This window comes from Mesorhizobium sp. WSM4808 (assembly GCF_055811675.1).
The window spans coordinates 61,059-73,764 of the sequence record NZ_JBVVQX010000018.1 but is presented as its reverse complement, the minus strand read 5'-3'; the positions used below and the strand labels follow the sequence as shown (position 1 = coordinate 73,764).

Sequence of the window (12,706 nt, the reverse complement as noted above, 5' to 3'; positions counted from 1 at the left end):
CCTCCTCTCAGAGCTCTTGACCCTCAGCCTATCAAATCATCTATTCTGATCGGCAGATCGCGAATGCGCTTGCCGGTGGCATGATAGACGGCACTCGCCACGGCAGCAGCCGTTCCGACATTGCCGAGTTCGCCCAAGCCCTTGACGCCGGCAGGATTGACCTGGTGGTCGATTTCGGGGACCAGGATAACGTCGACCTGTTTGATGTCGGCGTTGACCGGCACCAGATAGTCCTGCAGGTCGCGATTGACGTAGCGCGCGTGTCGCTGATCGATTTCCGTGGCCTCGTGCAACGCCTGGCCGATGCCCCAGATCATGCCACCCATCAGCTGGCTGCGCGCGGTGCGCGTGTTCATGATGCGCCCGGCAGCGAAGGCTCCGACAATGCGCGGCACCCGGATTTCGCCTGTATAGCTGTTGATGCGCACTTCGACGAACTCGGCGCCAAAGGCATATTTGACCGAATCTTCGTCGTTCTCTCCACCATGAAACTCCGATTGTCCGGCATAGAGTTTGCTGAGGGCTTCAGGCGAAGAACCCTTCGGCGCAAACTCGGCATATTCTTCGATGGCGCCGACCTGCATGGCCTTGAAGACATCGGCCAGCTTGGCGGACTTGCCGGTCTCGGTGACGACCTCTTCGTCCTTCAAATCCAGCTTCGCATTGCCCGAACCTGCCAGCGGAGCCCCCTTGCCCGCAGCGGCGGCAAACAGTTTTTCGCGTATCGCGTCGCAGGCTTTCATGACTGCGGAGCAGACGCTGGCGGTCGAGATCGATCCGCCTGACACGGGAGCCGGCGGCAAGGCACTGTCGCCCATCTCGACGCTGATCTTGTCCATGCCAACCCCCAGCCTTTCGGCCGCCATCTGGCCGGCGATGGTGCGAACGCCGGTGCCGATTTCATGCGAGCCGCACTGGACCCGAACCTCGCCATCGGCGGTGAGACGAACCCGGGCCGCGCAAGGCGCGGCGGCTGTCGGATAGATTGCCGTCGCACAGCCCATCCCGACCAGCCAATCGCCGTCGCGCATCGAGCCGACCCTGGGATCGCGTTTCGACCAGCCAAAGGCCTCCGATGCCTGGTCATAGCACTTGATGAGTGAGCGGCTGGAAAATGGCTTGCCTCCGATCGGCTCCTTCTCCGGTTCATTGATGCGACGAAACTCGACAGGATCCATGCCGAGGGCCACGGCCATTTCGTCCATGGCGTTTTCCAGCGCGTAAACATAGGGCGTCTCCGGCGGCGATCGCATGTAGCCAGGCGTGTTGCGGTCGGCATGAACCAGCGAAACATGCGTCAGAACGGAGCCGTAATTGTACATGCGCGCGGTGGCGGACGTGCCGCCGACGACATAAGGGTCAGGGCGTGACGTCACCTCCCAGGCCTCATGTCCGAACGCCGTGATGCGGCCGTCCTTGCCGGCGCCCATGCGGATCCGATGCCGCGTTTCGGCTCGATAGGTCTGCGTACCGAAGGCTTGCATGCGATTGACGACGCAGCGAACCGGCCGGCCGATGCGCCGCGCCGCGACGGCAACGATCGCAGTGCGTGCCGTCATCGGCCCCTTGGAGCCGAAGGCGCCGCCGATATAGGGACTGACGATCCGCACATTGGCCGGATCGAGCTTCAGTTGGCGTGCCAGTTCCACCTTCCAGCCCGTAACATTCTGGCTGGGCTCGTGGATCGTCAACTGGTCGCCCTGCCATATGGCCGTGGTCGAAAACAGCTCGATCGGATTATGATGTTGGGTCGGCGTCGAATATTTTTCGTCGATCTTCACCGTCGCATCCGCCCAAGCGGCGTCGAAGTCACCGGCCTTCGCATCCTCCTTGAACATCGGGCTTTTGCCGGCAGCCGGTTCCATCTTCACGCCCTTGGAATCAAAGCTGGCGCTGGGCCGTTCGTCCTCGTAGTCGGCGCGGATCAACATCGCTGCCTCCTCCGCCGCCTCGAAGGTTTCGGCGACCACCAGAGCGATGATCTGACCATCGTGAAAAACCGTCTTGTCGTGCAAAGGCCCAATCGAACTTGCGCCGGTGTTGCCGAATTTCGGCATGTCGGTCTTGTCCAGATCGCCATAGGTGACGATGTCCAGCACACCGGGTACGGCCCTGGCGTCTTTCGTGTGAAGTTCGGAAACCTTGCCCCGGGCAATGCTGCTGGTGGCAAGGGCACCGTGGGCGACGTTGGCCGTGACGATGTCGGCGGGATAGCCGGCCTGTCCGGTAACTTTTAGCAGGGCGTCAATGCGAACAACGGGATCGCCCTGGTTTTCCCTTGGAGCGGGTGCAGCTTGGTTCATGGCTCAGCCCTTCATATCCCGGGTTTCGAGCAGCGCCCGCACCAGCGTGCGCTTGCCGAGCGGTATCTTGAATGCGTTATGCTCGCGCGGTCTGGCATCGGCGAAAGCCGCCTCTGCGGCCTCCTGCGCCGTGGCTTCGTCAAGCACTTTGCCCTGTAGCGCGTCCTCTGCTTCGCGCGCACGCCACGGCACCGTCGCCACTCCGCCGAGCGCAATGCGCGCACTCCTTACCGTCTCGCCATCCATGTCGAGCGCGACAGCCGCGGACGCCAGCGCAAACGCGTAGGATTCGCGATCGCGTATCTTCAGATAGCGCGACCGGCTGGCCCATCGTGCGAGCGGCACTTCGATGGCGGTAATGAGCTCGTCGGCGGCCAGATCCGTCTCGATGTCGGGCGTCTCGCCCGGCCGTCTATGCAGCTTGGCAAAAGTGAGCGTGCGCCTTCCCCGCGAACCTTCGACATCGACGGTGGCGTCCAGCGCAACCAGCGCCTGCGCGAAATCACCATGATACGTGGCAATGCAGGCAGCGCTCGTACCCAGCACGGCATGCTGGCGATTGGACCCTTCCATCGCAGCGCAGCCGGAGCCCGGTTCGCGCTTGTTGCACGGCCAAGATATCTCTCGAAAATACTCGCAGCGCGTACGTTGCAGCACATTGCCGCCCAGGCTCGCCATGTTGCGAAGCTGACCGCTGGCAGCGAATTTCAGGCTGTCGGCGAGGACCGGGCAACGGCGCCTGACATCATTGTTGTCTGCTGCTTCACCCATACGGACCAGCGCACCAAACCGGATCTTATCATCGTCTATCCTGATCTGCCGCAAGGCCGGCTCGGCAAGAGTGTTGAGGTCGAGCAGTCGCTCCGGCCGCGCGACACCGAGCTTCATGTAGTCGGCTAGATTGGTGCCGCCGGCGATGAACTGCGTGTCGGCACCGGTTGGCGGAACATGCACAGTATCGGGACGGGACGCCATGGCGATTGCCGCGGAGACGCTGGTTGGTCTTTCATATACGAATGGGCGCATCCTAAGCCCTCCTGGTCTCGTCGCGTGCCTGGACGATCGCCGCAACGATGTTGGGATAGGCCGCGCAGCGACATAGATTGCCGCTCATATATTCGCGAATATCGTCTTCCGACCCAGCATGGCCTTCGTTGATGCAACCGATGGCGGACATGATCTGACCCGGTGTGCAATAGCCGCATTGAAAGGCATCGTGGTCGACGAAGGCCTGCTGGACCGGATGCAATTCCCCTTCCGCCGAAGCCAGGCCTTCCACCGTTGTGATCTCTCGGCCCTGGTTCATGACGGCAAAGCTCAAGCAGGACAGTACCCGCTTTCCGTCGATCAGCACCGTGCAGGCACCACACTGACCGTGATCGCAACCTTTCTTGGTGCCGGTCAGGCCGACATGGTCGCGCAGCGCGTCAAGCAGGCTGGTTCGGTTGTCGAGCGCGAGGTTGTAGGTTTGCTTGTTGATACGCATCGAAACCGCCGACAAATCGCGCGGTTCGGCCGGTTTTGCGGGCGCGGGCTGGGCAGCTCTCGTTGGGGAATTTACAAGCGGCATCACCGCCGCCGCCGAAACAGAGGCCGTCATGAACATGCGTCTGCTCAGGCCACTGGAAATCTTGGCATCGGACATGGCTGGCTCCGGGCTGGCTGGGTCTCAAGCGGCCCAAACCACTCGCGGAGGGCAAAGTTCCCTCCTCACGAGCCTGTGATCCTTTTTTCTGTCGGCGGGATCGACGCAATCGGAACCTCCCCGGTCAAGCGCTGGTTGTGTGCCAACAGCCGGAAGGAGGCGATCATGAGCGATGGTCGGCATGGCAAGGACGGTGACAATGGACCCGTATTCTCTGCGGAGCAGGCGAAACAAGGCGAGATCATCCTGCGAACGCGCACGCGTCGGGTCGTCTTCATAGCCGGCTTGGTCGGCGTCGTGATCCTGGCCCTCGTCGTCAGGTTGGCAATCGGCTGAACCAATCCCCCTCGCCTTGCTGCTGCACTCTCCCCGGCCCGAAAGGCGCTAGCTTGGGCGGCGCGGCGGTGTTTGGCCATGCATCGCGATGCGCCATTGGCTACGCGACTTCTGTTGGAACCAGCGCGTCGAGTCGACGTTCAGCCCTTATTCAACAGGAGGAACAGGCCATGCCACGAGGCGAGAAATCGAAATACACTGACAAGCAGGAGCGCAAAGCCGACCACATTGCCGAAGGCTATGAGAAGCGCGGGGTTTCCGACAAGGAGGCAGAGCGGCGCGCATGGGCTACCGTCAACAAGGACGATGGCGGCGGCAAGAAGGAAGGCGGTTCCGGCCGCGGCAAACACACGGGCCATCCTGCAGCGCACAAAGGCGGCAAAAGCGGCGGCAAGGCATCGGCATCACGGTCTGCCGCAAGCCGATCGGAATCGGCAAGGAAAGCTGCGGCGACCCGCAAGCGCAATGCGGAACACCGCGCACATTGATATGAGGCCGGCACTGAATGCGGCGGGAGCACAGGGATGAAATCGCAGCTCGTCAATGAGATCGGCGGACAACGGACATTCGTCGTGGTGCTCGACCCAGGCGAAGAAGCGTTCGCGGCACTGACCGCCTTCGCGGTCGACCAGAAGATCGGCAGCGCGTCCTTGACCGCCATAGGGGCTTTCGAGAAAGCCACGGTGGGCTGGTTTGATCCGGCCTCGAAGACCTACCGCAAGATCCCTGTCGACGAACAGTGCGAGGTTCTAAGCGCGATCGGCGATGTCGCACTGGGCGACGACGATAAGCCCAGCCTGCACGTCCATGCGGTGCTTGGATTGAGCGACGGCACCACTCGGGGTGGACATCTGCTTGACGGCATCGTTCGGCCAACGCTCGAAATCACCCTGGTGGAAGCACCCGGTCATCTGCGTCGCAGCAAGCGTCCGGAGCTCGGTGTCGCGCTGATCGATCTGGACGATTGATCTACAGCCCTCTAGAGCAATTCCAGGAAAAGTGTGATACGGTTTTCCGTCTGGGAAACAAAGAGTTAGAGTGGGTCGCCGTTTCCATGAAACGGTGAACTGCTGGCTCGTTCTCACGTTTTCTTGCTCCGCTCAGCTGATGCAGTGTCCGGCGGCGCTTCCCAGCCAAACACGCTGCGCCCGCCGAGCTGATGCGACTGGTCGAATTCTCCCGCGACAATTTCCTTCAGGCTGGGGCCGGTCACGTATCGTTCGACTTGCCGCGACTGATCGTCGAGCCGCCTCAAGGCACCGATTTCTTCATCGCGACCGAGCTTTGCCTTCTGCACGGCCGACTTCAGAACCCCGATCGTCTCGTCATAGACCTTCAGCGGTACCGGAAATGGATGCCTGTCCTTGCCGCCATGCGCCAGCGAGAAGCGGCCGGGATCGGAAAACCGGCAAGGCGCGCCATGCACCACCTCGGCAACGAGGGCCAGCGCGCGCACCGTACGCGCGCCGACGCCGGGGACCAGAAGGAGCTCGGCGAAATCGGTGGGACCGCGGTCCGCGGCGGCTGCGATATTGCCGTGAAGACGATGCATGACGACATCGCTTTCGCGAACATCATGGTGGGCCGGCATGACCAAATGCGGCAGCAGCGGCTGCTCCGGTTCTTGCCGGCGCGTCGGCTCCGCGCAACGCTCCAATGCTGCAAGCTCGCCCAGGATGCGATCGGGTCCGAGGTCTTGCAAAAGGTTCAGTTGCCCTTGGCGCGACGCGTCGGCGCGCCTGTCGGTCAGGTTGACGATCTCACCTTGATGGACGCCCTCGATGGCGGCATGCGGCTGCTCGACAAAACTCTTGAGGCCCTCGGAGAGCCAATGGTAGCGGCGCGCCACCTTGCTGTCACCGTTCATGCCTTGCTGCACCACGACCCAGCGACCGTCATCGGTGACGATGAAACCATGCAGATAGAGATCGAAACCGTCCTGGACAGCGGCGCTGTCGACCTTGGCGACAAGCCGGCTGACGGTGGCCAGGCCCGCTCCGTCGAAGCCGACGCGTTGGCCGATGGCCTCCAGCTCATGCGGGGTTTTGCGCGAATGCACGCCGCGACCACCGCAGACATGAATGCCGAGCTCGCCGGAAAGCGGCGTAAGGCCACGCTTCAAAGCGCCCACGACGCTGGTCGTGATCCCCGACGAGTGCCAATCCATGCCCATGACAGCACCAAAGGACTGGAACCAGAATGGATGCGCCAGCCGCCGCAGCAGCTCGTCTCGACCATAGTGATGAATAATCGCCTCGCACATCACGGCGCCAAGACGCGTCATGCGGTCGCCGAGCCATTTTGGCACGCGCCCGCCATGGAGTGGAAGATCAGCACTTCCCGATCGTTGCGTCACGTCTGCTACCTGTTCTGGTGTCCGTCATTCTCTTAACAGATAGGCAGCCCAACCGCGCAAGGAAGCATGGACACTTCCACTCGGGCCGGGTTAGCGGACGTCAAGTCCAGTTCGAGAGAACCGTTTCCATCTCAACCGTCTCGACCTGCTGCGCGAAACGTTGGTGATAAACCGTCAGCAGTGCATCATGGGTTGCGTCGGAAGAACTGCACAGCGCGTCCGTGACGAGAACCACGCGATAGCCGAAATCGATGGCCCCGAGCACGGTGGCGAGAACACAAACATCTGTTTCGCCACCGGTAATGACCAGCGTATCGATGCCGCGCTCCACCAGAAGGGCTCTGAGGCGCCCTTCGAACCAGGGCGAATAGATGTGCTTGTCGATGATCGTTGCTGGCGGGCAGTAGCCGGCTAAAGACGGCAACAGTTCGGTCATTTCGGGCCCGATCGTCTCGATCGTCAGGGAAGCCCAGCGCTCATAATAGCGCTTCCATGTGCCGACGCCCTGCCCCGGCTTTTCGGCTGGCATGAAGCGTGTAAAGACCGTCTGTGGCGCGCGTCTTTCGACCAGTCTCTCGATCTGCGGGAGAACCCGGGTGATCCAGGGCGTTGCCCATTGAGACGGCTCGGCAAACAGCCGCTGCATATCCACGCAGACATGCATGCATCGATCGCCGAGAGGTCCGTATGCCAGCCCCGGCATCGACATCAGCGCTTCTCCGACCGACGATGCATTTCCCTGTTTCCTCCCATTGTCGGCAAAGACACGCAACGCCGCGCGCAAGCACTGGTTCCTGAGATAGCCACAGGAACCGACGCAAATGGCTGGCGTTTCCGCTGAGATGAATGGAGGTGCTCGCATGAGACCGCGCGATGGACGTTGGAGCCGCAAGTCAACCGGGGCGCCAAAATGGAACTGAGCGGAGGATGTCTCTGCGGCACGATCCGCTTCCGCGTTGGAAGCGAACCGAGAGTGCATTATTGCCATTGTGATATGTGCCGGCGAACGACCGGCAGTGCGTTCGCGGTTCTGGCCTGGGTGCCTTCCCAAAGCGTGACCTGGACCAATGCGACGCCGACCTATCGCAGATCTTCACCGATTGCCCGGAGGGGCTTCTGCTCCGCCTGCGGATCGCCGCTCAGCCTTGCCTATGACGCATCGCCCGGAGAGATCGCGCTACATGTCGGAACGTTCGACGATCCGGCTCGCCTGGAGCCGCGCTACAATTATGGATCGAGGCAGCGACTTGGCTGGGTTTGCTGCGGAATAGACCTGCCGCACCACGATACCGAGGAGCGATGGTAAAACCATGTCTGAAGGGCAAGCCAGATGAGCATCTTTTACCGGGCGGCCAAGATTGCCGAAGAGGTACACGCAGCACAGCGCGACAAGACCGGGCGACCGTATATCGAGCACTGCCGCCGGGTCGTCGACGTGGTCGAAACCAGGGACGAGAAGGTCGTCGCCTATCTCCATGACGTCGTGGAAAAGGGCGAAGGCTGGAACCGGACCAGGTTGGACGAGGCCGGTTTTGGCCCGACGATCGCTTCGGCCGTCGACGCCATGTCGCGCAGGGATGGCGAGGACTACTTCGCGTTCGTGCGACGAGCGGCATCGAATCCATTGGCGCTGCCGGTGAAGCGCGCGGATCTGGCGGACAATATCTGGCAGGCCCGACAGGTTGGGGCATCGACTGTAAAATATGAGGAGGCACTACGCATCCTTGATGACGAGTTTCCGCGCCGTCAGCACCAGCCTTGAATTCAGATCGCCCCGCTGCGAACGGGCAATCTACTCCGGGACGTGGGTCGTGTGCCGTCTGTCCTCCTCGGGCTCAGCATCGATGCGCGCCTTTTCCGGATCGAATGCACCATGACGTGCAATGGGCCGCGCCGCGGTTTCAGGCGTCTCGTATGCCCACATGAAATCGTCAGCCGAGCTGCCCACCGCATGGACGCGCCAGTAGCTCGCGGTGCCTTTCGAAGGGGAGCGGCTGGTGGTGTTCGTCTTTTCGAAAAGGTCGAAATAGATGTCTTCGAAAGGGATGTAGAACACGGGCTCATGTCCTTCTTCCTGCAGCACTTTCGCCCGTTCCGTAGCAGCGACTATGGCGTCGGAAAATCGTACCGTCACCGTGCCGACAAACGGTTCTATGGCCAGCTGGCCAGTATGGTGTGCTGACATTGCGTCTGAAGCTTGCATTCAAATTCTCCCTGGCTGCCGATTGATTGCGAGACCGCATTTCGGTTCGTCTTGCATGGAGACGAAATGCGCGGCGATGCGTCAGGTTCCCGCCTCTACTATGAGGTCGGATGACGACCCCACTTCAGCGTTTGCCATGGCTGTCGAGAAACGCAGCCAACAATCGCGAAACCTGATCAGAAGCCTCACGCGTCGGGAAGTGTCCGATGCCATCCAGCACCACCCGCCTGTAGAACGCGGTGAAATGCTCTTCGAGCCCCTCTGAGGACTGGGCAAACACAACGCGGTCCGCGCCACCATGAAGCGTCAGGATCGGCACCGTGATGATCTTGACCGCTGCTTGCCGGCGGGCGAGTTCGGCATAGCGGGGATCGGGCTCGGCCTCTTCCCATCGGACCCGATAGGAATGCAACGTCACATCCGCCCAGTCAGGATTTTCGAACGAACTCGCGACACCATCGAAAATAGCGTCGTCGAACCAGCCTGATGGACCCCAGCTGTCCCACTGGTATCTGGCGAATTCCTTGCCGTTGTTTCGTACGAACTCGGCGCCCCGTGCCGTTGCCATGAACCATTGATACCAAAATGCTTTCGCTTGTCCGGGCGCCGGCGTTGCTGGTTTGCCTGGTTGCCAGCCGAGCGACAGCGCAGCACAGCACTTGATGCGGTCCGGGAAAACCGACGCGAGCAGATAGGATATCCGGGCACCCCAATCGTGTCCGACGACCGCAAAGCGGCTGAGGCCAAGCGCATCGGCAAAATCCAGCACATCCTGCGCCATCGCGGCAATCTCGCCCGAGCGCATGATTTCTTTTGACAGGAACGATGTCGGCCCGAAGCCTCGCAACCAAGGCGAAAACGTCCGGAAGCCAGCTTCATGAAGGACCGGTGAAATCCGAGCGTATGTCGTCGCGTCGTCGGGCCAGCCATGCAGCAGGATAACCGGGGCGCCGTCCTGCGGTCCACCATCGAGATAGGCGACGCGCAGCAGAGGTGTGTCGCAATGTGAGACGGAGTTCATTAGCTCTGAGGCGCAATAGCTGGCTTATCATCACCAGTCGCGGACTCTGGCCTGGCGGCCTGGTCAACTTGTGGGTTCTTGTTGATGGGGCCGGTGTTGGCTTTCATCGGCTCGATATTGTTGTCGCAGGCGCCGAGCGTAAGGCCAGCGGCCAGGACCAGGAGTGAAAAGAACCTCTTCATCGAAACCTCCTCTGGTTGCTGTCCGGCAAACGAGGTTCCACCAATTTGGTTGCCTGATCGTCCTCTCAAGACGCCACGGCATCTGACGATCAACGCTTCAAGCTATTGGAATCGGCTGCAACTGTCGGATCAGGCAAAACCGGGCCACGTTCAGTCTCCGAACCCTCAGCCTCGATCTCCTGCACGGCCTGGTCCCAGTGCTCCTGCTCGCGGCCAGCCGGCCGGCCCTCTTGTTCCCAGATTTCATGGGCTCGCCGTTTGATCTTTTCTTCCCTGCTGTCCATGACCAGATCCTCCAATTCGTCAGTCTCAATTCCGGGCCATATTTTTTGTTCCTCCTCTGTCGGGAACAGCCGCTGCCGGAGCCGCGATTTCGGGGAAGGCGCTTGTGGATTGCGTGGGACGAAACCGCTTGGTAATTTTCGTACTGATATTTTTTCGTGACACACCGATGCCCGCAGCTTTATGAATCTGGCTATCGGCCAGCGCCGAGCACGTCCCTCTCCGATCCCACTGCCCGGCGCTCAATGCCTGATCGCCCGCCGCACCGATATGGCGGGCTGTTGCTTCGATTGGAGGTGACGCCCATGCGGGAATTGCCGAAAGACATCGACGCCGATGTGGTCATCGAAATCAGCAAGCTGCTGGACGACAGCCCGCTTTTCGTCCCGGTGCGGGTCCATGAACTTGCGGCCAGGGTGAGGCAGAGGGTGAAGACCGGCCTGCCGGATCTTTCGATCGAGGAACTGATCGTGGAGATGGCCTCCGTACGTCAGCTGGCCATGGCCTTCGATCTGCCTGGATCGGAGAATGTCGTGCAAATCCCGGTGCGGTATAGCCGCTAGCACCGCGGCATCACACGCTCCATCCGGAGGTCAGGACAAGCGATGCCTCAAACATCTGCGCACCGATCTCATCGCGTACTTTGACGGTTACCTTGACGAAATCGCAGTCGGGCATTTCGTCTTGGGCAACATCCTGGAAAATACGAATTGCTTCCGCTCTGGCTTGTTCCCGGGATTCGAACAGCTGCCCGTTATCATCGGGTATCGCGCCGTCACCGTTTTGAAGATCGAAATAGTACCGCTTCATTTTCGGGCCACGCTGGAAACATCTGGCGGGTCAATGTTTTCGCTTTATTGGTGGTTCCTGCCCGCTCGGCGGCCGTGCTGGTGAAGACGTGGTCGTTCAACGCACCGCAGCGCGAAGCGCCGATAGGAAAAGCACAAGCAACGCCAAGGCGTTGAGGCCGGCGGCGATGGCATGCGAATACTCCCATTGGCGCCGCAGCAGCTCCCAGTTTTCAGGCAGGACAGTCCAGTTCCGGGTCGCCTGATTGATTGGATAGGTCAGCGTCCAATTGTGTGGCGCCGATGCTGAGAAAGGCGACAACAACCAAGCCGAAAGATGCACTCGCTCGGTAGAGCAGGATCGCCAGGGCGGCCGTAGAGAGCAATGCTCCCAGCACTACGATGGCGAACAGGCTCCATCCATCATAGGCGCGTTGCGCAGCCAGATAGTTCGGCCCGTCGAGCTTCATTTTGTTGAACATCGTGAAGAAATGCGCGGCGGCCGGAACGAAAGCCAATACAACGAAAATGAAGCTGACCACTCTCAGACTATAAATTGCCATATCCGGTCTCCTCTCAGGAGAGAGCTAGGGCAATCGGCAGAGTTGAAAAGGTCGTTTTAGCGGCGGCTTTCGCCCGCGATCGTATGATCTCAAGCGAGGTCGTTTTTTAGCCCTCACTCAACTATCTCGGAACATTTTTTTTGGGTGCTGGTTCTACGCACTGAAGGGACGAACCTTACCCAGGGAGATTTCCCCATGAAACATGTTCTCATTACCAGCATGCTGGCGATCGGGCTCGGCTGTGGAACGGCGATGGCTCAGACACAACAGCCCGAAAGCCAGTCTGGCGCAGACGCCAATTGCGCTTCCGGGCAAGCTGGCTGCCAGAATGGTTCCAAGATGGGCGAGCAGGCTCAGGACAAGACCAAGCTGAAGACCGACGAGCAGGCTCAGGGCAAGGCCGGCACAACCAATCAGCAGGCCCAGGACAAGACCAAGCTGAAGACCGACGAGCAGGCTCAGGGCAAGGCCGGCACCACCACCGACCAGCAGGCTCAGGACAAGGCCAAGATGCAAACCGACGAGCAGGCTCAAGGCAAGGCCGGCACCACCACCGACCAGCAGGCTCAGGACAAGGCCAAGACGCAAACCGACGAGCAGGCCCAGGGCAAGGCCTCGACGCAGGATACGACGTCGACCGGTTCCATCAACAACGTGACGGTGGAGCAGAAAACCGAAGTCACCCAGATCATCCGGGAGACGAAGGTCGAGCCTGTGTCCAACGTCGATTTTGACATCACCGTCGGCGTCGAAGTTCCGCGGCAAAAGGTCAGGCTGCATCGTTTGCCGGCTCGTATCGTCAAGATCGTTCCCGCTTACGAAAGCTACGAGTATTTCGTGCTTGCGGACGGCCGGATCGTGATCGTTGATCCGGATACGTTCAAGATCGTCCTGATTTTGACCTGATATGTCCGAGCAGTGGTGGGCCCCCCCCAAGGGGGGCCCCCCAAAAAGGGGGGGGATTTTTTTAAAAAAAACCCCAAAAAGGGCAGGAAACCCCCCGGGGTAAACCCACACCCCCCCAACC

The 12,706-nt window shown here is 60.6% G+C and carries 18 protein-coding genes; 7 read left to right on the top strand and 11 right to left on the bottom strand.

All coding sequences use genetic code 11. From position 1 onward, the window contains the following. Window positions 1-23: 23 nt before the first annotated feature. The 3 genes from AC0L2U_RS27490 to AC0L2U_RS27480 are packed head-to-tail and all read right to left on the bottom strand — an operon-like array spanning window position 24 to window position 3,948. On the bottom strand, window positions 24-2,303 hold the full coding sequence (locus tag AC0L2U_RS27490; protein WP_292681787.1) for a xanthine dehydrogenase family protein molybdopterin-binding subunit: 2,280 nt from the start codon (window positions 2,301-2,303) through the stop codon (window positions 24-26). Window positions 2,304-2,306: 3 nt separating this feature from the next. Continuing rightward, window positions 2,307-3,329, bottom strand: a complete 1,023-nt coding sequence (locus tag AC0L2U_RS27485; RefSeq protein ID WP_127810356.1) for an FAD binding domain-containing protein — start codon at window positions 3,327-3,329, stop codon at window positions 2,307-2,309. A gap of 1 nt (window position 3,330) precedes the next feature. After that, window positions 3,331-3,948 carry a (2Fe-2S)-binding protein gene (locus AC0L2U_RS27480; protein WP_127810355.1) on the bottom strand — a complete coding sequence of 206 codons (618 nt, stop codon included), beginning with the start codon at window positions 3,946-3,948 and terminating at the stop codon, window positions 3,331-3,333. A gap of 165 nt (window positions 3,949-4,113) precedes the next feature. On the opposite strand from AC0L2U_RS27480, the gene AC0L2U_RS27475 reads away from it, so the two are divergent. From AC0L2U_RS27475 to AC0L2U_RS27465, 3 genes are all read left to right on the top strand, one after another. After that, the gene (locus AC0L2U_RS27475) at window positions 4,114-4,284 is read left to right on the top strand and encodes a hypothetical protein (protein ID WP_127810354.1); all 171 of its coding nucleotides are present in this window, start codon (window positions 4,114-4,116) and stop codon (window positions 4,282-4,284) included. Between the two features lie 170 nt (window positions 4,285-4,454). Beyond that, window positions 4,455-4,772: a plasmid stabilization protein gene (locus AC0L2U_RS27470; RefSeq protein WP_127329054.1), complete on the top strand. Its 318-nt coding sequence runs from the start codon at window positions 4,455-4,457 to the stop codon at window positions 4,770-4,772. Between the two features lie 36 nt (window positions 4,773-4,808). Then, window positions 4,809-5,252 carry a PPC domain-containing DNA-binding protein gene (locus tag AC0L2U_RS27465; protein WP_127810353.1) on the top strand — a complete coding sequence of 148 codons (444 nt, stop codon included), beginning with the start codon at window positions 4,809-4,811 and terminating at the stop codon, window positions 5,250-5,252. Window positions 5,253-5,365: 113 nt separating this feature from the next. Here the strand turns inward: AC0L2U_RS27465 and AC0L2U_RS27460 are convergent, their stop codons facing one another. Then, window positions 5,366-6,640, bottom strand: coding sequence for a DUF763 domain-containing protein (locus AC0L2U_RS27460; protein ID WP_128288703.1), 1,275 nt, complete (start codon window positions 6,638-6,640; stop codon window positions 5,366-5,368). Window positions 6,641-6,740: 100 nt separating this feature from the next. Then, window positions 6,741-7,349 (bottom strand): cysteine hydrolase family protein, encoded by a 609-nt coding sequence (locus tag AC0L2U_RS27455; RefSeq protein WP_292630927.1) that lies wholly within the window; start codon window positions 7,347-7,349, stop codon window positions 6,741-6,743. 201 nt (window positions 7,350-7,550) lie between these two features. On the opposite strand from AC0L2U_RS27455, the gene AC0L2U_RS27450 reads away from it, so the two are divergent. Further along, window positions 7,551-7,946, top strand: a complete 396-nt coding sequence (locus tag AC0L2U_RS27450; protein WP_127380382.1) for a GFA family protein — start codon at window positions 7,551-7,553, stop codon at window positions 7,944-7,946. A 24-nt stretch (window positions 7,947-7,970) separates the two neighbouring features. After that, a complete protein-coding gene (locus AC0L2U_RS27445) occupies window positions 7,971-8,402 on the top strand; it encodes an HD domain-containing protein (protein WP_473602905.1) in 432 nt (143 codons plus the stop codon). Window positions 8,403-8,432: 30 nt separating this feature from the next. Here AC0L2U_RS27445 and AC0L2U_RS27440 read toward each other — a convergent pair whose 3' ends face one another. The 4 genes from AC0L2U_RS27440 to AC0L2U_RS27425 form a co-directional block, all read right to left on the bottom strand. Beyond that, window positions 8,433-8,843, bottom strand: a complete 411-nt coding sequence (locus tag AC0L2U_RS27440) for a DUF427 domain-containing protein (protein ID WP_473602904.1) — start codon at window positions 8,841-8,843, stop codon at window positions 8,433-8,435. Between the two features lie 124 nt (window positions 8,844-8,967). Next, window positions 8,968-9,864, bottom strand: a complete 897-nt coding sequence (locus AC0L2U_RS27435) for an alpha/beta fold hydrolase (protein WP_127267545.1) — start codon at window positions 9,862-9,864, stop codon at window positions 8,968-8,970. Beyond that, window positions 9,864-10,046, bottom strand: coding sequence for a hypothetical protein (locus tag AC0L2U_RS27430; RefSeq protein WP_473602903.1), 183 nt, complete (start codon window positions 10,044-10,046; stop codon window positions 9,864-9,866). Before AC0L2U_RS27430 ends, AC0L2U_RS27435 begins: the two co-directional genes overlap by 1 nt. Before the next feature lie 89 nt (window positions 10,047-10,135). After that, the gene (locus tag AC0L2U_RS27425; protein ID WP_245486638.1) at window positions 10,136-10,345 is read right to left on the bottom strand and encodes a DUF2934 domain-containing protein; all 210 of its coding nucleotides are present in this window, start codon (window positions 10,343-10,345) and stop codon (window positions 10,136-10,138) included. A gap of 288 nt (window positions 10,346-10,633) precedes the next feature. On the opposite strand from AC0L2U_RS27425, the gene AC0L2U_RS27420 reads away from it, so the two are divergent. Then, the gene (locus tag AC0L2U_RS27420) at window positions 10,634-10,891 is read left to right on the top strand and encodes a hypothetical protein (protein WP_127267547.1); all 258 of its coding nucleotides are present in this window, start codon (window positions 10,634-10,636) and stop codon (window positions 10,889-10,891) included. A 10-nt stretch (window positions 10,892-10,901) separates the two neighbouring features. Here the strand turns inward: AC0L2U_RS27420 and AC0L2U_RS27415 are convergent, their stop codons facing one another. Further along, window positions 10,902-11,138, bottom strand: a complete 237-nt coding sequence (locus AC0L2U_RS27415; protein WP_127810350.1) for a DUF6894 family protein — start codon at window positions 11,136-11,138, stop codon at window positions 10,902-10,904. Window positions 11,139-11,349: 211 nt separating this feature from the next. Next, window positions 11,350-11,679: a hypothetical protein gene (locus AC0L2U_RS27410; protein ID WP_245486639.1), complete on the bottom strand. Its 330-nt coding sequence runs from the start codon at window positions 11,677-11,679 to the stop codon at window positions 11,350-11,352. A 195-nt stretch (window positions 11,680-11,874) separates the two neighbouring features. Between AC0L2U_RS27410 and AC0L2U_RS27405 the strand changes: the two genes are divergently transcribed. Beyond that, a complete protein-coding gene (locus AC0L2U_RS27405) occupies window positions 11,875-12,585 on the top strand; it encodes a DUF1236 domain-containing protein (RefSeq protein ID WP_128288707.1) in 711 nt (236 codons plus the stop codon). Window positions 12,586-12,706 lie beyond the last annotated feature (121 nt).